We start from the raw sequence: 20667 nt of genomic DNA, 5'->3' as shown, positions 1-20667 counted from the left end.
TGCCTTGTATGTCGTGTTCGTCCGCTCGCTCCGCGCTTTGGGCGCGGCTCGACCGGGCGCCAAAGCGGCGCCCTTGCCGCGCTGTCGCCAGCCGGCCTCTACCCCCTTCCGGGGGAATGGATGCAATGCGTAAGGTGCTGGGCGCCCGCCGCCCGGACGCGGTCAGCCGTCCTTGTAGTAGGAAGAGTAGCCGTTGATGGCGGGCACGCCGCCGAGATGGGCGTAGAGGATGGTGGCGCCGTCAGGGAAGAAGCCCTTGCCGATCAGGTCGATCATGCCTTGCATGGACTTGCCCTCGTAGACGGGGTCGGTGATCATCCCCTCGGTGCGGGCGGCGAGCCGGATCGCCGCGTTGGTTTCGTCCGATGGCACGCCATAGGCGGGATAGGCGTAGTCGGGCAGGATGACGATCTCGTCCTCGCGTATTGCCCGACCCAGTCCGACAAGCTCCGCCGTGCCGTCGACGATCTGGCGCACCTGAGCGCGGGTCCGCTCCGGCGTTCCGGACGCGTCGATGCCGATGACGCGCTCGGCCCGGTCCTGCGCCGCGAAGCCCACGATCATGCCGGCCTGGGTCGAGCCGGTGACGACGCAGACGATGATATAGTCGAAGGCGAAGCCAAGCTCGGCTTCCTGCACCGCCACCTCTTCCGCGAAACCGACATAGCCGAGCGCTCCGAATTTGTGCACCGAAGCGCCGGCCGGGATCGGATAGGGCTTGCCGCCCGCCTCCTCGACCGACCGGATGGCGTCCATCCAGCTCTTGCGGATGCCGATATCGAAGCCATCGCCGACCAGCCGGCTGTCCGCGCCCATCAGGCGCGTCATCAAGATATTGCCGACACGGTCATAGACCGCGTCGTGATGCGGCACCCAATTCTCCTGTACCAGGACGCATTTCATGCCGAGTTTGGCGGCCGTCGCCGCGACCATGCGCGTGTGATTCGATTGCACGCCGCCGATCGACACCAGCGTGTCGGCGCCCGAGGCGATCGCGTCCGGCACGATATATTCCAGCTTCCTCAGCTTGTTGCCGCCCATGGCGAGGCCCGAATTGCAGTCGTCGCGCTTGGCGTAGATCCGCAGCTTGCCGCCCAGCGCCTGCGACAGCCTCGGCAGCGGCTCGATGGGCGTGGGACCGAAAGTGAGTGGGTAGCGCTCGAATTTTTCAAGAAGGGACATAGGGGGCTTCCGTGAGGTTCATGAGCACAAAAATAGTCGATTTTCTGTGAGAGGTGCTCTCGAAATTCCTTCGCTTCTGTCGCTCTGCTCTCATCGGTGCTATATGTTTTTCGGCTTGGTTTCACCCGATGGCGGTAAAATGGAAGAATCTTTCACACCCGCTTTGGACCGCATCGACATCAAGATATTGCGCGCCCTGCAGGGCGACGGGCGGCTGACCAATGCGGAGCTCGCAGCGCGCGTCAATGTCAGCGCCGCGACCTGCCACAGGCGTACGCAGCGGCTGTTCGATGAGGGCTACATCACGGGCGTGCGCGCGCAGATCGCGCCCGCGGCGGTTGGCCTCGGCGCGCTGGTGATGGTCGGCGTCGTCCTCGACCGCTCGACGCCGGAGAGTTTTGCCGCGTTCGAGGCCGCCGTGCTCGAGTTGAAGGACGTGCTCGACTGCAATCTGGTCGCCGGCGATTTCGACTATCTGCTGAAGATCCGCGTCCGCGACATGGCGGATTTCAACAAGCTGCACGGGGCTAAGCTGATCGCGCTTCCGGGCGTGCGGCAGACCCGGACCTTCTTCGTGATGAAGGAGGTGAAGGAGAACGCCCGGCTGCCATTCTGAGACGCCGGCGCCAAATCCATCCACCGCCATTTCCCCTGCCGCCGGCGCCATTGACACCGGCGCCCGCACCCGCTCAATGTTGCGGAGGCGAAGATAACCTCCGTTGCAACAGCCAAGTGCTCTCATGCCAAAACCTCTCGAAGGGCTGCGCGTTCTCGAACTCGCCCGCATCTTGGCGGGACCGTGGGCGGGGCAGCTCCTTGCCGATCTGGGCGCCGAAATCATCAAGGTCGAGCGCCCCGGCTCCGGCGACGACACGCGCGGCTGGGGCCCGCCTTTCGTGACGGGCGCCGAAGGCGAGGACCTGTCCTCGGCCTATTTCCACGCCACCAACCGGGGCAAGCGCTCGGTCGCGCTGGATCTGGAGAGCGAGGCGGGGCAGGGCGCCATCCGCGCGCTCGCCGCGCGCTCCGACGTGCTGATCGAGAATTTTAAGGTCGGCGGCCTCGCCAAATACGGCCTCGACTATGCCAGCCTGAAAGCCGTCAATCCCCGCCTCATCTACTGCTCGATCACCGGTTTCGGCCAGACCGGGCCTTACGCGCCGCGCGCGGGCTATGATTTCCTGATCCAGGGTATGGGCGGCATCATGAGCCTGACCGGCCATGCCGATGGCGAGCCGGTCAAGATCGGCGTCGCGCTGACCGACATCATCACCGGTATCTACGCCTCGAACGCCATTCTCGCCGCGCTGCACCGGCGCGCCGCGACCGGCGAGGGCGCCCATATCGACATGGCGCTGCTCGATTGCCAGGTCGCCGTGCTGGCCAATCAGGCGATGAACTACCTGGTGTCGGGCACGCCGCCCGCGCGCATGGGCAATGCGCATCCCAATATCGTGCCCTACCAGGTGTTTCCCGCCGCCGACGGCCATCTCATCATCGCCGTGGGGAACGACGCGCAATTCGCCCGGCTTTGCGGCGTGCTCGGCGCTGACGATCTTCGCGAAAACCCCGATTATCGGACCAATGAAGGCCGCGTGCGCGGGCGGGAAGCGCTTTGCGCCCGTCTTGCCGAATTGACGGCGCGCTTTTCGCGCGACGCATTGCTGGCCCATCTGGAGCGAAGCGGCATTCCCGGCGGGCCGATCAACGATGTCGCCGAGGTCTTCGCCGACGCCCAAGTCGCCGCGCGGGGCATGCGGCGGGACCTGGAAGCGGGTGGCGGCGTGGTTCCGACCGTCGCCAGCCCGATCGTCATCGATGGCGAGCGGATGATGGCTCCCACGGCCAGCCCCCGCCTCGGAGCCGATAGCGCCGCTATCCTTGCCGAATTGAAACGCACCGCCGGATCACGATGATTTTGGATTGGCCCGATCTGACTTCATGGATGATGATCTCCCTCTTACAGTCAGAGCGGGCTGACGGGCGTAAACCCGGAGCCCATCTTCCTTATCCCGCTCCAGCCGCAAGGAGTAGTGCATGAACGCGACGCCAGCCACGCGCACCGGCGGCCAAATCCTGATCGACCAGCTTGTCGCGCAAGGCGTGGAGCGGCTTGCCTGCGTGCCCGGCGAAAGCTATCTCGCCGCGCTCGACGCGCTGCATGACGCGCCGATCGACGTCATGGTCTGCCGCCAGGAAGGCGGCGCGGCGATCATGGCCGAGGCCTATGGCAAGCTGACCGGGCGGCCGGGCATCTGCTTCGTGACGCGCGGTCCGGGGGCGAGCAACGCCATGCCGGGCCTGCATATCGCGGCGCAGGATTCGACGCCGATGATCCTGTTCGCCGGGCAGGTCGGCCGCGACATGCGCGACCGTGAGGCGTTCCAGGAGATCGATTTCCGCGCCGTCTTCGGCTCGATCGCCAAATGGGTGGTGGAGGTCGACGATCCCGCCCGCCTGCCCGAGTTCGTCGCGCGGGCCTTCCGCGTCGCCATGCAGGGACGGCCGGGGCCGGTGGTCGTCGCGCTGCCGGAAGACATGCTGACCCAGACCGCCGCCGTCGCCGACGCGCCGCGCGTCGAGCCAGCCGAAATCTGGCCGTCGCCGGACGCGCTGGTGCGATTCGGCGCGATGCTGGCGGCGGCGGAGCGCCCCATTGCCATTCTCGGCGGCTCCGGCTGGACCGCCGGGGCCTGCGCCGCCTTCGCGCGCTTCGCCGAACGCCATGATCTGCCGGTCGGCACGTCGTTCCGCCGCACGGACCGCTTTCCCGCCGATCACGCCAATTTCGTCGGCGATGTGGGCATCGGGCCGAATCCTGTGCTGTCCGCGCGGATCAAAGCCGCCGATCTGGTGCTGCTGCTGGGCGGGCGGCTGTCGGAAATGCCGTCCTCTTCCTATACGCTGCTGGACGTGCCGGTGCCCCGGCAAAAGCTTGTGCATGTGCATCCCGGCGCCGAGGAGCTCGGCCGCGTCTATCAGCCCGCGCTGGCGATCCAGGCGACGCCATCGGCCTTCTGCGCCGCGCTCGACCTCGCCGGCGGCGCCCCCGCGCCTCGCGCCGGCAGCGACACCGAGGCACTGCGCGCGAGCTACATCGCTTGGTCGGAAGTTCCGAAACCGATCCCGGGCGCGTTCCAATATGGCGAGGCGGTGGCCTGGCTGCGCGGCCGCCTGCCGCCGGACGCCATCATCTGCAACGGCGCGGGCAATTATGCCGGCTGGCTGCACCGCTATTATCGTTTCCGGCAATTCGGCACGCAGCTCGCGCCCCATTGCGGCTCGATGGGCTATGGCGTGCCCTCCGCGATTTTGGCCAAGCGCCAGCATCCCGGCCGCATCGTGGTCGCCTTCGCCGGGGATGGCTGCTTCCTGATGAACGGGCAGGAATTCGCCACCGCCGTGCAATATGGCATCCCCGTCATCGTCGTCGTGATCGACAATGGCATGTACGGCACGATCCGGATGCACCAGGAGACGCATTATCCCGGCCGCGTCACGGCGACGCCGCTGAAGAACCCGGATTTTGCCGCCTATGCCCGCGCCTTCGGCGGCCACGGCGAGCGGGTCGAGCGGACAGAGGAATTCGCGCCGGCCTTCGAGCGGGCGCTGGCGTCGGGCCAGCCCGCCATCCTGCATTGCTTCCTCGATCCGCAAGCAATCTCCCCGGCGAAAATCCTCGACGAACTGGGCCGGGCTTCTTAGCGGACAGTCAGGCGCAACGGCCGGCCCGAAGGCTGGCCGTTGCTGGGACGTGACAGCTTAATGCTGGGTCACGGTCGCGCTGCTGTTGATCGCGACATTGGGGGCAATGCCGACATTGACCACGGAGGTGTTGCTGTTGCCCGTGCCGTACTGGGCGACATCGACCGTGCTGTTGTGCGAGTAGGTCGAGACGAAGGAGGAGTTCACGATATTGTCCGTACCATGCTGGTCGACGTCGATATCGTTGAACGTGCCCGCCTGGATCTGGACGGTCGAGAGGTTGAGATTGCCGTCGCCATGCTGATGGATGACGGCGTTGTTGTCGTGGCCGGCCTGGGTCAGGACGGAGTGGTTGATGTTATCCTCGCCTTCCTGGGTGATGGTGGCGGTTTCATTGCTGCCGAACTGCAGCAGCGTCGAGGAGTTTTCGTTGTCCAGACCGGTCTGGGTCACCGTTGCCTCATTGGAATCGCCGGGCGTGAATTGCTGGACATACGAGTAATTCGTCGTCCCCTCGCCCTGCTGATCGATATTGGCGGTGGCATTGGTGCCGGCCTGCAGGACCGTCGAGGCGTTGGACACGTCAGTGCCTTTCTGGAAGACATTGGCGGTTTGTCCGGCGCCCGTCTGGTTGACGATCGAGGCACTCGTGGTGTTGTCACCGCGCTGATCGACGAGCGTGGTGTGCCCCGAGCCGGTCTGATCGACGTCGGAGGCATTGGTCGTGCCATTGCCGGTCTGTTCGACCGTGGCGCTCAGGAGCGAGCCGATCTGATCGATCGTGGACACGTTGCTGTCGGCAAGTGCGGGCACGGCCATCCCGAAGACAATCGCCGATGCGGTGAGGAAAGACCTCTTCATTATAGTCTCCTTGTTTTTATTTAATCTCACTAAAGACAATGCACTGCGGTGGGCTTCATGGGCCCGTTTCGGGAGTCGCGCCTTGGGATCGGATCCGCCCATCGGCGCACTCCCGCGTCTTCGCCTCTGCAAGGCGGAAGAACTTCGAATGTCTGGCTTTCAGGCGGCCGGCCATGGGGGAATGCTGCCACCGGGCGATCTTGCGCGGGGCGCTATTGGGCAAAGGCGCTGATGCGCCCCAAAATGCGAATGTTCAATGCGTCTGTTCATGTCGGAAACCTATTGAACTGAAAATAATCTCAAGAAAACAAAGCAGTATAACCAGAACTTCGCCGCGTACGGTCCCGCGGTTCACCGAGCTTCGCCGCCTCGGCCGCGGCGCGCGAGGACCTGCCGTCGAGATTCGAAATAATCCGTCCGTCTGCGACCGTCAATTGCAATTAAAGCTTTCATGCAATTTTTAGTTGAGTTGTGGATTGACGATCACGCTTGCGGCGCCTGCTCCGTCAATTCGAGCGGACGAGATCGAGCCCTGTATTGCCGTCGCAGGCTTGCAGGCAGGCCGCCGGGTCGGCCTGCGCCTGGGGACATTCGGCGTTGAGGCCGAGGCTTTCCAGCACATCGGGATCGAGCCGCCGGTCATCCCCGGCATTGACCAGCGCGAACGGCCCGTCATAGTTGAAATAGGCCCAGGCAAAGCCTTCCGCCTCCGCCAGCTCGCGCACATCGCGCAGCCAGCGCATGCGGTCGGCGCAGAAGGCGCCCGGCACGCCCGGCAGCCGCCGCACCACGCCGAACTCGCCGATCAGAATGGTTTTCGGATCGATGCCGTGCGTCTTTGCCCAGGCGCCGATTTCGGCGAATCGGGCGCGGATGGTGCCGCGGCCGGCGCCGCTCTGATAGAAGCGCTTCAAATTATGCGCCGCGCCGCTCTCGGCCTGGGAGCGCTCGATGCCGACCAGCTTGTCGATCGAGGCGAGCCGCGCCTCGAGCAGCGCCATGGGCTCCGAAATCGGTCGGGCGCCGGCCGGCCAGGGCACGCCGTCGAGATATTTTTCCGGCCAGCGGATGAATTGCGCGCCCTGGTGGCTGAAGGCGAAAGGCTCGTAGAAATGGAAGGTGTAAAAGATCGCCGGATCGTGGAAGGGCAGCGGGTCGAGCGCGATCAGCCCGTCCGGCGATGACCCGCAGGCCCCGCTGACCACCAGCGCCAGCCCGGAATTCACCGCCCGAACCCGCCGCACCAGCGTCTTGACCATGTGCTGCCAAAGCGCCTGATCGGCGCCTTTGCATTTGACCTTGGGCTCGTTGACCAGCTCCAGCGCCACCGATTGCCGGTCGGCGGGCGGCACGCGCCGGGCAAAATCCTCCGCGAAAGCGGCAAGGCCCAGAAAGGCCGGCGTATCGAAGCCGGCGGCGACTGAATCCTGGCCCCAGATCGGATGGGAGCTGTTCGGATGGATATCCACAAGAACATTCAAACCCGCCGCGCGAATCCGGCCGATCGCCTCGAATAGGATGTCGTGCAGGGCTTTGCGGCGCTCACCGGTGAAGACGAAGAACGGCGCGGGATCGACCGGCAGCCGGACCGTGTCGAAGCCGACGCGGCGCAGATCCTGCAGCTCGGCCAGGCTTGGCGGGCGCGGCGTCTCCTTGAACGGCGGCCAGGCGATGGCGCCGGCGGCTTCGTAGCGCGGCCAGGTGAACCATTGGGCGATATTGATGGCGCGCGCCATCTTGAAGGGCGCGCCGTCGCGCACCGGCGCGGCGGGCCGCTTGATCATCAGCGCCGCGCCCGCGAGCACCGCCAAAAGCGCAACCCAAAGCCAAAGCTGGCGGCTTCCATCCCTCATGCGCATCTCCTCGCCGTCGCGCGGCGCGCCATCTGTTGATTACGGGTTTTCCCGCCATGACAGCGCCTTCCGACATCTATAGGTTGCGCTTCGGAATAAAAGCAATTTTGAATTGCCGGCGGTGGATAGTTTGGAACAGCTCCCTGCGCGCCGGCCCAGGCGATTGCGGTTCGAGTGTATTTTGCGATGATCGTTGCGGATAAGCGAGATTGGGTAGTCGGCGGCCGACCGGCGGCCCGTCGCCGGAGGCCAGGGCGGTGAGTCCGGCCGACCGGCAGAGCGGCGCGCTGCTGATCGCGGCGGCGGCGATGGCAGGCAGCGCGGTGGTGCTGCTGGCCCCGGACGCCTTGATCGGCATCGCCGTGCTGCCGGCGGTTGCCGCCGCCGGGCTGCTGCTGTGGGGCGCGGTGCGCGGCTCCAGGCCGGCGGTGCTGACCATCCTGTTCCTGGCGATTTTCATGCTCGATGCGATGTTCCGGATGCGGGACTGGGCCGATAAGGGCGTGGATTTTCAGGTGCTGCTGAAGATCGGCGCCTGGGCGCTGATGGTCTTCGTGACCGCCGTGCACTGGCAGCGCTGGCTGGCCCATGTCCTGACGCCGACCAACATTCCCTGGGTGCTGTTTCTCGGCTGGCTCCTGTTCACGGCGACGGTTTCGCCGATGCCCGAATACAGCGCGATATCGGCCATCTCGATCTGCGCCTATGTGCTGTTCTGCGCCTATCTTTTCGCCGAGTTCGAGCGCGGCGACATCTTCGCCGTGATGGTGCTCGCCATCACCCTGTTCTGCGCCGTCTCCATCATCGTCTATTTCGCCGTCCCCGAATTCGGCCGCTTCGTCTATTGGCTGAACGAGCAGCTTTACGTGAGCTGGCGCCTCTCGGGCATCGCCGGCACCGCCAACACGATGGGGCGGCTCGCGGCCTTCGGCTTGATCCTCATCATTCTCTACGCCGCCGAATTTCGCCGCTTGCACTGGGCCTTCGTGCCGGTCTGCGCCGTGATCCAGGGGGCGGCGCTCATCATGACCAATTCGCGCACCTCCATCGCCATGGTCGTGGTGCTCTGGGCGGCGGTCTACCTCTTCCAATGGCGCAAGCTCTATCTCATCCCCTTGCTGGTCTCGCTGGGGCTGATCGCCGCCTTCATCGTCCTGCCGGGCGGCGACGAAACCCTGAAAATGGCCTCGCGCAGCGGCAGCGCCGACGAAATCACCTCGGTGACCGGCCGCGCCGCGATCTGGGCCGCCGTTCCCATCATCATCGAGGGCCACTCCCTGACCGGATATGGCTATGCCTCGTCCATCCTCGTGCTGCCGCAACATAAGGGGCTGATCGGCTACGAGGTTTCGCACGCCCATAATCTGGTGCTGCAGCTCCTGCTCACCACCGGCTGGATCGGCGTCGTCCTGTTCTGCCTGTCGATGCTCGTGGTCGGTCTGCGCGCGGCGGCGCTCGGCGAGCGTACCGTGCTGGTCATGCTCGCCTATGTCCTCCTCAACGGCATCACCGAATCGAGCGCCTTCTGCACCTTGGCGAATGTCTGTTCGCTGGCCTTCGCCGTCGCCGTCACCCTGCCACCCGAGCGGAGCCCCGCATGAAGACCATCCTCCATATCAGCGCGGATTTTCCCGACCCGCTGGTGCCGGGGAAGACCAAGGCCGTGGCCTCGCTCATCGAGGCAGCGTCTGGTTTTCGCCATCTCGTCTATTCCCTCAACCGCGTGAGCTGGCGCAGCGGGCTCGCCGCCCGCGCCTTCGGCGAGCAGCACACGGCGCTTGCCTATGGCGCTCCGCCTTACGGCGTGCGCATGACCCATCACCTGACCCAGATCGGCGATTTCATCCTGGCCGACCTCGCCCGGCGCGGCGTCGTGCCCGACCTGATCCATGCGCATAAGCTCACCGTCGAAGGGCTGATCGCCGACCGCCTCGCCACCGAGACCGGAACCCCCTTCATCACCAGCCTCTGGGGCGGCACCGACCGGCGGGTTTTCGAAGCCAAGCCGGGCCTGCGCGCCGCCTACCGGGCGCTGGCGAGGCGCGCGGCGCTGCTTCTACCCGCCGCGCCGTGGACGGCCGATTATTTTGCCGCCGCGCTCGACCTCGACCCCTCCCGCTTCGAGCTGCTGCCGATCACCACCGTGGCCGACACCATCCTGCCGCCGGTCCATTGCGCAAAACCCCGACTGATGTCGGCCTTCGCCTTCGAGCATTGGAAACTCAAGGGCTTCGACACCCTGGTGCAGGCCATCGCCCAGCTCTCGCGGGAGGTGCCCGAGGTCGAGCTGCATATTTACGGCCGCGGCGGGCCGAGGGCGCTGCTCGACATGACCGCCCTGATCCGCAAATTCGGCATGGCCGAGCGCGTCAAGATCATGGACCCGCTCGAGCATGGCACCGTGCAGAGCGTGATGAATTTCTACGGCGGCTTCGTCATGCCGAGCCGTCCCGAGACTTTCGGCATGGTCTATGTGGAAGCGGTGCTGGCGGGCGTGCCGATCCTGTGGTCGCGCCATGAGGGCGTCGATGGCCTGTTCGACGGCATGAATGTCGGCTATCGCTGCACGCCAAATTCGGTCGAGGATGTCACCAGGGGCCTGCGCACCCTGATCACCGATCAGGCGAGACTGAAGCAGGACATCGCCCGGCTGCAGAGCGCCGGCGCCTTCGAGCCGCTGCGCCGCGAGGCCATCGGCGCCCGCTATCGCCGCCTGCTGGCCATCGCCACCGGCGAGCGCGCCGAAATGGCGGCTTGAGCCGGAAGCCGCGCCCGGCCAGCCGCGCCTGCCTCGGCCCCGACCCTTCCGCGATCGGCCGGCTGGGGGAATTGCGCTTTGCCTTCGCCGGGGCGCGGGGCGATGATGGCGCCGGGGCCGGCAAGCGGTAGGGGCGGGCGTGAGGCTCGGCGGCGGCAGGGCGCCGTCAGACTGCCGTGCGGCTGGCCGCCGGGCGATGCAAGGTGGTGACGATGACGGCACTGATACACCGCGCGGACTTCTCCTATCGCGCCGAGCCGGCCATTCCCGCCTTCGACGATGGCGGCCCGGTCGCGTTCATGGACGGCGAATGCGCCCTCTGCACGCGCGGCGCGCGGCTGATCTGCAAATTCGACCGGCGCGGCGAGTTCAGGATCGCCGCCACGCAGAGCGATCTCGGCCGTGCGATGCTGGCCCATTACGGCCTCGACCCCGCCGATCCCGATAGCTGGCTCTATCTCGAGGACGGCCGCGCCTATACCTCCATCGACGCCATCATCCGCGTTGGCAGGCGCATCGGCGGTTGGGGCCACGCGCTGCGGCCGCTGGCCATGCTGCCGCGCCCCGTGCAGGACTGGCTCTATCGCCGCCTCGCCCGCAACCGCTACGCCCTGCTCGGCCGCGCCGACATGTGTGCCGTCCCCGATCCCGCCTTGCGCCGCCGCCTGATCGGATGAAGGCGCTCATCCTCGGCGGCTACGGCGTCTTCGGCGGTTTCCTGGCCCGGCTGCTGCTCCGGGACGGCGTCGAAGTCGCGGTTGCCGGGCGCGATCTCGCCAAAGCCTCGGACTTCGCGCGCCGGCACGGCGGACGGCCGATCCGCGTCGACATCGGCGGCGACCTCGCGCCCGTCGCGGACGCGGCGCCGGATGTGGTGGTCGACGCCGCCGGGCCGTTCCAGGCCTATGGCGCCGATCCCTACCGGCTCGCCCGATTTTGCATCGCGCATGGCATGGACTATCTGGATTTCTCCGATGACGGGGCCTTCACCGCCGGTATCGCCGCGCTCGACGCCGAGGCGAAGCGGGCGGGCCGCCGCGTGCTGTCCGGCGTCTCCACCGTGCCGGCGATCTCGGCGGCGGCGGCGGCCCGGCTTGGCGAGGGCTTTTCGGAAATCCTCAGCATCGAGAGCGCCATCCTGCCCGGCAATCGCGCCCCGCGCGGCCGGTCGGTCATCGCCTCCATCCTCGGCCAGGCGGGAGCGCCGCTCAAGATCTGGCGCGGCGGCGTCTGGCGCGAACAGACCGGCTGGACGGACCGGCGGCGCCTCGAACTGCGCCCTGGCGACAGGCGTTCGGCCAGCCTCATGGGCGCGCCGGACCTCGTATTATTTCCAGCGCGGTTCCAGGCGCGCTCGGTGCTGTTCCGCGCCGGGCTGGAACTCGGCGCGATGCATGACGGGCTGACGCTGCTGAGCCTCATGCGCCGCCGGGGCCTGCTGCCCGGTCCGACATGGCTGGTCTCGCCGGTGCTATGGGCCGCGCGGCTGGCCAAGCCCTTCGGCACCGATCGCGGCGGCATGATCGTCGAAATCGTCGGCATGGTTCGCGGCGAGCCGGTCCGCCGCCGCTGGCGGTTGCTCGCCGAGGCGGGCGACGGCCCCTTCATCCCCGCCATTGCCGCCCGCGCCGTCATCCGGCGGCTCGGCGGCATCGCGCCCGGCGCCCGCCCCTGCATCGCCGATCTGAGCCTTGCCGAGCTGGAGGCCGCCGCCTCCGATCTCGCCGTCCGCTTCGACATCGCCGAGACCGCCGCGCCGACGCTGTTTCAGCGCGCCACCGGCGCGCGCTGGGCGGAGCTGCCGGCAAGCATCCGCCGCACCCACGCGGTGCAGGACATGGAGAGCTTTTCGGGCCTTGCCGATGTCACGCGCGGCGCCGGGCCGGTCGCGCGCCTCGCGGCCTGGGTCTTCGGTTTCCCGCCTGCCGGGAATGGCGTCCGCGTCCGCGTCACCAAATGGCGCCAGGGGGATGGCGAGCTATGGCAGCGCGATTTCGGCGGCGCCAAATTCCGCTCGCATCTCAGCCCATCCGTCCGGCCGGGGCACATTATCGAGCGTTTCGGCCTCTTCGCCTATGAGCTTGCCTTGCCGGTCGCGGCGGGATGCCTGCATTTCGGCGTGCGGCGCGGCTGGTTTCTCGGCCTGCCGATCCCGCGCCGGCTGCTGCCGCGAAGCGAGACGCGCGAATTCGAGGCAGGCGGCAAGTTCCATTTCGATGTCGCGCTCTACGCCCCGCTGACGGATGCGCTTATCGTCCGCTACCAGGGCTGGCTCGACGCCGACGCCGGTTGCCCGGCGCAGCATGAAAGGCGGCTCGAGGAGCCGCCTTCAGAGGTTGGGACGGTTGACGGCGATTAATGATAGCGCCGGAAGAAATATCTGCGGCACCACCAGTGATACGGGCGGTCATAGCAGAAGCCCCGGTAATAGCCGTGCGGATACCAGCCGAAACCTTCCCCGAACGCGTCACGGTAGTCGCGGCGATAGCGATAATGGCCGCCATAGCCCGCAAGTAGCAGCGGCGCGGCCGCTCCGGCCTCTACTGAGATCGCGGAGATCTGGGTGGCAGGCTCGGCCTTGGCGATTGTGGAGAGTGAGAGCGCGCCCAAGGTCAGCGCGGAAAGCAGGATGATGAATGTTTTCACGGTCGTCTCCTAAGCTTGTCGAAAGGCGGGCGACAGGTTGCTCATGATCGTTTCCCGATCGTTCGTTACTCGCCTCGCAGACGGACATAGCTCAGGGCGGCGCGCCCCGCACTTAAATGTAAATTGAGCAAATTTGCGCGAATAAAACGGCGGAGCAAGGTGTTGCGGCGGTATCGCTAGCTTCCGCGCGTGCGAAGGGACGCATCGTCAAGTCGTTGGGAAGCTTAGGCTGAAAAATAATCTAGCGATGAGCGATGGAAATGGCAAGCCGGCGTGTTGGCGGCTCTCGCGTCACCAGCCGCAGCGCATCCGGCAGCGGCGGCAGCGATTGCCGTCCTCGTCGCCCTCGCAGCTCGCGCGGCAGGATTCGCACGGATGCCCCCAGCGCGGGCCGTAGCCCCAATAGGGACCGCCCCAAAAGCCCGCGCCCAGGCTTTTGCGCTCCTTCTTCTCCTCGTCCAGCTTCCTCTCGGAGCGCAGCAATTTCCGGCCGCGATCGTCGTCGGCCTTATCGGCCAAGCTTTGCTCGGCCAGCGGCGAATAAGCCTTACCGATGAGCGGAAATGCAAAAGCAGCCGGGGAGCCGGCGAAGAGGAGTCCTGACACGATCAGCAAAAGGCAGAGGCACCGTTTCATCCATTCTCCTTAAAGACGACGGTGAGCCCGCCATCTTTACATCAGGAAAGAGGAATTCGAATGAACCAGCAATGAATAATTGCGCCGCACGGCCTGCCCGAACCACGGCGAACTCACAGATGACGTGACATAACTGTGACAGTCGCGGGGAAATCTTGCAGCGGCCCAACGGCTTAGTGGTCGGTGCGGCAGGCCACGCGCCGGGGATGGCGGCCGAGATGCCCCTCGGGGAAGGCGGTCATGCGGTAGCGGTAATAGTCGCAGCCGCGCCCGCAATAGCCCGCGCGCAGCCGCCGCCACCAGCAGCGGACGCCGCAGGGCTCCTCCAGCATCGGATCGCCGGGATAGGGCGCGGGCGGCGTGCGGATGGGATAGGCGCGGGCCGCATAGGGGTCCTCGACGCAATCGTCGGAATTTTCGGCCTCGGGCGGGTAGGGCGGCGGATCGCCCTTCCAGCCCTGCGGGTAATGGCGCGGCACCTCGTAGGGCGCCTCTTCATAGCGTCCTTCGGCGCAAGGGCGCCCGTCCGGGCAGGGCCCACCCCGCGCCAGCGTCAGGCCGGCCTCGCGGTGAAGTCCGATTGCCGCCGAAGCGCCCGGCATCGCATCGGCGCGCGCCGCCGCCAGCAGCGCAATGGCGGCGATGGCCGCAAGCCAGGCCGCGCCCAGGCCGAGCACGGATTTGGCGGCGCGGCGGACATCCGCCCCATGCCGGATCTTGATCGCCCCCATTTGCTCGAAATGTCCTCTTATGCCCAATTTAGACGCGAATAGCCCTTTATCGCCGGGCCCGGAGTCTATAAATCTGCTGCATTGAACACCAGCGGACGCAAACAACTCCTTAACGGGGAGGAAATTTGCCGTCCATAAATGGAACGATATGTCGATACAAGCCCCGGTCAGACGCCTGACAGCCCCCGATATTGCCGCCCGCAAGGGCGGCGAGCCGATCGTGTCGCTGACGGCCTATCACGCCCATACGGCGCGGATCATCGACCCCTATGTCGATTTCCTGCTTGTCGGCGATTCGCTCGGCATGGTCATGCATGGCTATGAATCGACCGTGCCGGTGCCGCTCGAGCTGATGATCATGCATGGCGCCGCCGTGGTGCGCGGCTCGTCCAAGGCGCTGATCGTCGTCGACATGCCCTTCGGCACCTATGAGGAGAGCCCCAACATCGCCTTCCGCAACGCGGCGCGGGTGATGAAGGAGACCGGCTGCGGCGCCATCAAGCTCGAAGGCGGCTCGCGCATGGCCGAGACCATCCACTATCTGACCGAGCGCGGCATTCCGGTCATGGCGCATATCGGGCTGACGCCGCAATCGGTGAACGTCATGGGCGGCTTCAAGACGCAAGGCCGCCGCCAGTCCGAATGGGCCGCCATCGAGGCGGACGCCGCCGCAGTCGCCGAGGCGGGCGCCTTCTCCGTGGTGCTGGAGGGCATGGCCGAACTGCTCGCCGCCCGCATCACCAAGCAGATCCCGATCCCGACCATCGGCATCGGCGCGTCGGTTTCCTGCGACGGCCAGATCCTGGTGCTGGAGGACATGCTGGGCCTCAGCCCGCGCGTGCCGAAATTCGTGAAGAAATTCGCCGAGCTGGGCAATGCCATCGAGGGCGCGGTGAAGGACTATGCCGACGCCGTGCGGGGCCGCGCCTTCCCGGCCGACGAACATGTCTATGCCATGCGCGAGGACGCGGCGCCCGGGCCCAAGCCCAAGCCGGCCAAGCGGCCCAAGCTGCGCGGCGTCTGAGGAAGGCCGCCGCCCGATAACCGAACTGTAGGGGCGCGACCGCCGCCGGGGGTCTTGCCCGCTCCCGTTTTGAATGTAATCCCCTAAGAGGTGGCGGCGCTGTACGCCGGCGATAAAAAAATGAGCGATGACAATATTTTCCGGGAAGTCGAAGACGACATGCGGCGCGAGCAGATCGCGCGGCTTTGGGACAAGTACGGCGTCTATGTGCTGATCGGCGCCGGGATCATCATCGTCATCGTCGGCGGCTACAACATGTTCAATTGGTGGGCGGAAAAGCGCGCGGCCGAGAACGGCGCCGCCTATTACCAGGCCGGCCAGCTCGTCAACGACAAGAAATATGCCGAGGCGAGCGAAGCCTTCGCCAAGCTCGGCAATTCGGCGGGCGGCGGCTACCAGACCCTCGCCGGTCTCGAGCGTGCCGCGATCTTCGCCCAGGAAGGCCGCAAGGGCGAGGCGGTGGCCGCTTACGAGAAGGTCGTGCGCAACGGCACCGACCCGGTGCTGCGCGATTACGCCACGCTCCAGGCCGCGACCTTGCGCATCGACGACGCTGACCCGGCCGAGATGTCGCGCCGGCTCGCCGGACTTAATACCGACACGAATCCGTGGCGTTATTCCGCGCGAGAGTTGTTAGGATTGTCGGCTTTCCGTGCGGGGAATATGGCCGAATCAGAGAAGCTGTTTGGTCAGATCCTCGGCGATCCGTCCGCTCCGGCGGAGATACGGAAACGCGCGGAGCTGATGCTCGCATTGCTGGTGAAGGCACCCGGTAAGGTCACCATCGTGCCGCAAGCCAAGCCGGGCACGCAAAAAGACAGTCAAACGCAATAGGGATATCCATGGCAGGCAATCTGCGTAACGGGTTTTCGATCGGCGTCGCATTGGCGGCCGCTCTCGTCGTTGCCGGATGCGGTGAGAGCTCGAGCCTGCCGTCAATTCCAGGCGTCTCCAGCCTGTTCGGCCCGGCCGACAAGCCGCCGCTGCCGGGCACGCGGGTTTCGGTGCTCAGCTCCGAGACGACCGCCTCGACCAATGATTCCTCGAAGGAGCCGGTGGTGCTGCCGGCGCAGCAGCAGAACGCGTCCTGGAGCCAGCCGGGCGGCAACGCCAGCAACGCGCCGGGACATCTGGCCTATTCCGGCGAGGCCAAGACGATCTGGACCGAGGATGCCGGCGCGGGCTCGAGCTCCGACGGCCGCATCACCGCCCTGCCGATCGTGCATGGCGGCAAGGTTTTCACCCTCGACCGCGAGGGGCGCGTCTCCGCCTTTTCGCTGAATGGCGGCCGCGCCTGGCGCGTCGACCTGCAGCCTGAGAACGAGAAGGCGGATGCCGGCTATGGCGGCGGCATGGCGGCGGATGGCGAGCGGCTGTTCGTGGCGACCGGCTTCGGCACGGTGGTGGCGCTGGACACCGGCAGCGGCAAGGCGATCTGGACCAAGTCGCTGCAGGTACCGATCCGCACTTCGCCGACCGTGGCCAACGGCAAGGTCTTCGTCGTCAACACCGACAGCGAACTCTATGCGCTCTCGGCCGAGAACGGCCAGCAGCTCTGGACCGCGCGCGGCCTGCCGGAAGGCGCCTCGGTGCTGAGCAATGTCAGCCCAGCGGTGTCGGGCACGACGCTCGTCGTCTCCTATTCCTCCGGTGAAGTCACCGCCATCGACACCAATTCCGGCCAGCAGCGCTGGACCGATTCCATCACCGGCGGCGTGACCGGCTCGGGCGCGACCAGCATCGGCGATGCGGCCCGGCCGGTGATCGACGACGGCGTCGTGTTCGCCGCCAGCCGTTCCGGCCGCGTCATCGCCACCAACATGAAATCGGGCGAGCGGGTGTGGTCGAAGGACATCCGCGCCGCGCAGACGCCGTGGGTTGCCGGCGGCAGCGTCTTCGTCGTCGACATGAACAGCCAGCTCTACGCGCTCGACCGCAAGAGCGGCAAGACGCGCTGGAGCGTCGGCCTGCCGAGCGCGCGGAGTTGGAGCGGTCCGACGCTGGCGGGCGGCAAGCTGTGGGTCGCCTCGAACAAGGGCCTGCTGGTCGGCGTCGATGCGCGCACCGGCGAGATCTCCACCAAGCGCGATCTCGACACGCCGGTCTATATTTCGCCGATCGTCGCGGGCGGGCGCATGTTCGTCTTGACCGACAAGGCCAAGCTGATTGCAATGAATTAGCGTATAGGCCAGGGACGCCTTATATTAAAACGGGCCAGATTCGGCCCGTTTTTACTGTCAGCACCATCATGACCCTTTCCATCGTCATCGCCGGACGGCCGAATGTCGGCAAGTCCACGCTTTTCAATCGCCTTGCGGGCAAGCGTCTGGCGTTGGTCGACGACATGCCGGGCCTGACCCGTGACCGCAAGGAGGCCGAGGCGGTCATCGGCAAGCGCGTCCTGCGCCTGACCGATACGGCCGGGCTGGAGGAGGCGGAGGAAGGCTCGATCGCCGCCCGCATGAGCCAGCAGAGCCAGGGCGCGATCCATTCCGCCGACCTGATCCTGTTCATGATCGATGTGCGCACCGGCATCACCCCCGCCGACGAGCAATTCGCGCTCGACGTGCGCGCGACCGGCAAGCCGGTGATCCTGGTCGCCAATAAATGCGAGGGCCGCACCACCCAGGCCGGTTTCTACGAGGCGTTCAAGCTGGGGCTCGGCGAGCCGGTCGGCATTTCGGCGGAGCATGGCACGGGGATCGGCGAGCTTTATGAGCGCGTTGGCGAAGTGCTGGATGGTTTGGGCGACGAAGGCCAGAATGCTGGGCTCGAGGCCGATATTCCGAGCCGCGAGCGGGCGCTGAAGCTGGCCATCGTCGGGCGCCCGAATGCGGGCAAGTCGACGCTGGTCAACACGCTGCTCGGCGAGGAGCGGATGATCACCGGGCCGGAGCCGGGTTTGACGCGGGATTCGGTTTCGACCGACTTCACCTGGCAGGGCCGCGAAATCAAGCTGTTCGACACCGCGGGGCTCCGGCGCAAATCGCGCATTTCGGAGAAGGCGGAGAAGCTGGCCGTCGGCGATGCGCTGAACGCCATCCGCTTCGCCGAAGTCATCGTGCTGCTGATCGATGTCGAGCAGGCGCTGGACAAGCAGGATTTGCAGCTCGCCTCGCTCTCGGAGCGCGAGGGCAGGGCGCTGGTCATCGGCATCAACAAATGGGATCTGGTCGCCGACCGCGACAAGCTCTTGCGTGAATTGCGCCTGCAGGTCACCGAGCAATTGCCGCAGGTGAAGGGCGTGCCGGTGGTGCCTGTCAGCGCGCTCAGCGGTCGCGGCGCGGACAAGCTGATGAAGGCGGTGTTCGAGGTCTACGAGGCCTGGAACAAGCGTGTCTCGACGGCGGGTCTGAACCGCTGGTTCGGCGACGCCATCGATAACCACCCGCCGCCCGCCGTTTCGGGCAAGCGCCTCAAGCTGCGCTACATCACCCAATCGAACGCAAGGCCGCCGACCTTCATCATGTTCTGCTCGCGGCCCGAGTCGTTGCCGGAGAGCTATAAGCGCTATCTGGTGAACGGGTTGCGCGACGCTTTCGGCCTGCATTCCGTGCCGATCCGGCTGCATCTGCGCAAGCCGAAGAATCCTTACGCGGACGATAAATCGTGAGCGCGGCGGGGGAGGTGCTGTTCTATCAGCTCGACCACCAGCCGCTCGACAAGGTGCTGCCGGGCCTCTTGGAAAAGACGCTGGAGCGCGGCTGGCGCGCCGTGGTGCAGGCGGGCAGCGCGGAGCGGGTCGAGGCGCTGGACGCGCTGCTCTGGACTTATGCCGATGACAGTTTCCTGCCGCATGGCACCGCGCGCGACGGCTTCACGGATCGCCAGCCGGTCTTTCTGACGCCTGGCGAGGGCAATCCGAACGGCGCTGCTGTGCGTTTCATGGTCGACGGCGCGGAGGCGGCGGACCTTGCCGGCTATGCCCGCATCGTCTTCCTGTTCGACGGCCGGGACGAGGATGCCCGCGCCAAGGCCCGGCTAGAGTGGAAGCGCGCCAAGGAGCAAGGCTTCGCCGTGACCTATTGGCAGCAGACCGAGCGCGGCCGCTGGGAGAAGAAGGCCTGAGGAAACCCGCGCCTTCGCCGCGCCGAGCAGGCGGCGCAAGCTGGTGATGCCGAGGGCCCTGCGCAGCGTCGGAGTCAATTGCCGGCTCTTCGCCTCCGCCAACGCCAGATTGAGTTCGCGCCGCCGCTTGGCGGACGCCCTCACCGCCCGTTTCAGCGCGCGCTGGGAGGCTTCGAGCACGCGGACGCGATCGTCGAGGCGAATCACCGCGTCGATGGCGCGTCTGGAGACATCTTCCAGGGCCGCGACGGTCGGCTCGGGGATATCGGCCGGGACGGGCTGGCGCTCCCGATAGGCCGCTGGATCCCACCACATCGGATCCTGTTCCATCGCTCGCCGCTCCGGGGCCGGCAATGCGCAGAGCAACTTGAGATTGTCGGGGCGGTAATAGCCGATCAGCTCGGCGATCCGTTCGGGCCGCATGATCCAGGGCGTGCCCTTGGGATCGGTGGCCAGCCGCTGCTCCAGGATGAAGTCGACGGCCGGATCGTGCACGGACCTCAAATCGCCGCGCCGGCGCAGGTAATCCAGCAGGTTGCGGTCCAGGCTGGCATTCTGGCGCGGGGCGCTCCGGATCGAGATGCCGAGAGATCGCAGAAAGGTCAGAACGACATCCCCCGCCGCCAGATGCACCTCGACCTCACCGACCCCCGGCACGGTTCGCCAGACATCGATATGCTGCGTCCAGATGCCGGCGTCCCGGTTGGCGTCGACCCACCAGTCCAAATCGTGCCCCGACCAGGCGCCCCACTGCCACCATGCCGAATTCATCCACGGCACCTGCGGCCGCACAAAGACGACGATCTTCGCGGTGAGCCCGAGCCGGGGCAGAATCTCATTGGCGCGGAAAATATCGGCCTGCCGGAGCCAGGATTCCTGCGATGCGATCGGCGTGAGCCCCTGCGCCCGGATGCCCTGTAGCTGCGACGAGAGCCGCTCCAGCGCCGCGTGGTCGGATGCCCATGGCGCCTGGGCACCGGCCGAGACCTGCGCCTTATAGGGCGTCAGCCGGGCGAAATAGTCGATGTCGTCGCGCCGGAGGAGATCGCCATCGGGCGTGATGCAGACATATTCATAACCCGCCGACCCGTCATCCGCGCCCAGCAGCGGGCTGCGGCTCAGCCGCGCCTGCAACGAGGAGCTGCCGCATTTCCCCGCGCCGACATGCAGAATTATGCTCATGATCCACCTGGAGATCGCCAA

Annotated in this window: 19 protein-coding genes; 12 read left to right on the top strand and 7 right to left on the bottom strand. The window is 66.4% G+C overall.

The window, feature by feature from the left end:
* Positions 1–162: 162 nt before the first annotated feature.
* On the bottom strand, positions 163–1182 hold the full coding sequence (locus BLEFHOIH_RS18155) for a 1-aminocyclopropane-1-carboxylate deaminase (RefSeq protein ID WP_088347438.1): 1020 nt from the start codon (positions 1180–1182) through the stop codon (positions 163–165).
* Between the two features lie 139 nt (positions 1183–1321).
* Between BLEFHOIH_RS18155 and BLEFHOIH_RS18150 the strand changes: the two genes are divergently transcribed.
* The 3 genes from BLEFHOIH_RS18150 (at position 1322) to BLEFHOIH_RS18140 (ending at position 4887) form a co-directional block, all read left to right on the top strand.
* On the top strand, positions 1322–1798 hold the full coding sequence (locus BLEFHOIH_RS18150) for an Lrp/AsnC ligand binding domain-containing protein (protein WP_088347437.1): 477 nt from the start codon (positions 1322–1324) through the stop codon (positions 1796–1798).
* A gap of 124 nt (positions 1799–1922) precedes the next feature.
* Positions 1923–3098: a CaiB/BaiF CoA-transferase family protein gene (locus BLEFHOIH_RS18145; RefSeq protein ID WP_088347436.1), complete on the top strand. Its 1176-nt coding sequence runs from the start codon at positions 1923–1925 to the stop codon at positions 3096–3098.
* 121 nt (positions 3099–3219) lie between these two features.
* On the top strand, positions 3220–4887 hold the full coding sequence (locus BLEFHOIH_RS18140; protein ID WP_088347435.1) for a thiamine pyrophosphate-binding protein: 1668 nt from the start codon (positions 3220–3222) through the stop codon (positions 4885–4887).
* Between the two features lie 57 nt (positions 4888–4944).
* On the opposite strand, the gene BLEFHOIH_RS18135 is transcribed toward BLEFHOIH_RS18140, so the two are convergent.
* Both BLEFHOIH_RS18135 and BLEFHOIH_RS18130 read right to left on the bottom strand, forming a co-directional pair.
* Positions 4945–5748, bottom strand: coding sequence for a hypothetical protein (locus BLEFHOIH_RS18135; protein WP_170937244.1), 804 nt, complete (start codon positions 5746–5748; stop codon positions 4945–4947).
* A 506-nt stretch (positions 5749–6254) separates the two neighbouring features.
* On the bottom strand, positions 6255–7601 hold the full coding sequence (locus BLEFHOIH_RS18130) for a cellulase family glycosylhydrolase (protein WP_170937243.1): 1347 nt from the start codon (positions 7599–7601) through the stop codon (positions 6255–6257).
* Positions 7602–7858: 257 nt separating this feature from the next.
* On the opposite strand from BLEFHOIH_RS18130, the gene BLEFHOIH_RS18125 reads away from it, so the two are divergent.
* From BLEFHOIH_RS18125 to BLEFHOIH_RS18110, 4 genes are all read left to right on the top strand, one after another.
* On the top strand, positions 7859–9202 hold the full coding sequence (locus BLEFHOIH_RS18125; RefSeq protein ID WP_125461781.1) for an O-antigen ligase family protein: 1344 nt from the start codon (positions 7859–7861) through the stop codon (positions 9200–9202).
* Positions 9199–10359, top strand: a complete 1161-nt coding sequence (locus BLEFHOIH_RS18120; protein ID WP_088347431.1) for a glycosyltransferase — start codon at positions 9199–9201, stop codon at positions 10357–10359. The genes BLEFHOIH_RS18125 and BLEFHOIH_RS18120 overlap by 4 nt, the downstream gene beginning before the upstream one ends.
* 212 nt (positions 10360–10571) lie before the next feature.
* Positions 10572–11036: a DUF393 domain-containing protein gene (locus tag BLEFHOIH_RS18115; protein ID WP_088347430.1), complete on the top strand. Its 465-nt coding sequence runs from the start codon at positions 10572–10574 to the stop codon at positions 11034–11036.
* The gene (locus BLEFHOIH_RS18110) at positions 11033–12718 is read left to right on the top strand and encodes an SDR family oxidoreductase (RefSeq protein ID WP_088347429.1); all 1686 of its coding nucleotides are present in this window, start codon (positions 11033–11035) and stop codon (positions 12716–12718) included. The genes BLEFHOIH_RS18115 and BLEFHOIH_RS18110 overlap by 4 nt, the downstream gene beginning before the upstream one ends.
* Here the strand turns inward: BLEFHOIH_RS18110 and BLEFHOIH_RS18105 are convergent.
* The 3 genes from BLEFHOIH_RS18105 to BLEFHOIH_RS18095 form a co-directional block, all read right to left on the bottom strand.
* The gene (locus tag BLEFHOIH_RS18105; protein WP_088347428.1) at positions 12715–13005 is read right to left on the bottom strand and encodes a hypothetical protein; all 291 of its coding nucleotides are present in this window, start codon (positions 13003–13005) and stop codon (positions 12715–12717) included. The two genes, BLEFHOIH_RS18110 and BLEFHOIH_RS18105, sit on opposite strands and share 4 nt — an antisense overlap.
* Positions 13006–13296: 291 nt before the next feature.
* Positions 13297–13641, bottom strand: coding sequence for a hypothetical protein (locus BLEFHOIH_RS18100; RefSeq protein ID WP_125461780.1), 345 nt, complete (start codon positions 13639–13641; stop codon positions 13297–13299).
* Between the two features lie 173 nt (positions 13642–13814).
* Positions 13815–14372: a hypothetical protein gene (locus BLEFHOIH_RS18095; RefSeq protein WP_088347426.1), complete on the bottom strand. Its 558-nt coding sequence runs from the start codon at positions 14370–14372 to the stop codon at positions 13815–13817.
* 148 nt (positions 14373–14520) lie between these two features.
* Here BLEFHOIH_RS18095 and panB point away from each other — a divergent pair, with 148 nt between their 5' ends.
* From panB to BLEFHOIH_RS18070, 5 genes are all read left to right on the top strand, one after another.
* Positions 14521–15396 (top strand): 3-methyl-2-oxobutanoate hydroxymethyltransferase, encoded by an 876-nt coding sequence (gene panB, locus BLEFHOIH_RS18090; RefSeq protein WP_088347425.1) that lies wholly within the window; start codon positions 14521–14523, stop codon positions 15394–15396.
* A gap of 120 nt (positions 15397–15516) precedes the next feature.
* Positions 15517–16230 carry a tetratricopeptide repeat protein gene (locus BLEFHOIH_RS18085; protein ID WP_125461779.1) on the top strand — a complete coding sequence of 238 codons (714 nt, stop codon included), beginning with the start codon at positions 15517–15519 and terminating at the stop codon, positions 16228–16230.
* A gap of 8 nt (positions 16231–16238) precedes the next feature.
* Entirely contained in the window at positions 16239–17576 is a 1338-nt protein-coding gene (locus BLEFHOIH_RS18080; RefSeq protein WP_088347423.1) for a PQQ-binding-like beta-propeller repeat protein, read from the top strand.
* A gap of 68 nt (positions 17577–17644) precedes the next feature.
* Positions 17645–19009, top strand: a complete 1365-nt coding sequence (der, locus tag BLEFHOIH_RS18075; protein WP_088347422.1) for a ribosome biogenesis GTPase Der — start codon at positions 17645–17647, stop codon at positions 19007–19009.
* Complete coding sequence (locus BLEFHOIH_RS18070; protein ID WP_088347421.1) at positions 19006–19464, top strand: DNA polymerase III subunit chi; 459 nt, start codon at positions 19006–19008, stop codon at positions 19462–19464. Before der ends, BLEFHOIH_RS18070 begins: the two co-directional genes overlap by 4 nt.
* On the opposite strand, the gene BLEFHOIH_RS18065 is transcribed toward BLEFHOIH_RS18070, so the two are convergent.
* Positions 19378–20646 (bottom strand): hypothetical protein, encoded by a 1269-nt coding sequence (locus BLEFHOIH_RS18065; protein WP_088347420.1) that lies wholly within the window; start codon positions 20644–20646, stop codon positions 19378–19380. The genes BLEFHOIH_RS18070 and BLEFHOIH_RS18065 overlap by 87 nt on opposite strands.
* Positions 20647–20667: the final 21 nt, after the last annotated feature.

Origin of the sequence: Rhodomicrobium sp. R_RK_3 (genome assembly GCF_002198715.1) — a bacterium.
Classification (GTDB): Bacteria; Pseudomonadota; Alphaproteobacteria; order Rhizobiales; family Rhodomicrobiaceae; genus R-RK-3.
Note: the sequence above shows the minus strand (reverse complement) of the source record. Positions and strands in the feature narration are given on the sequence as shown.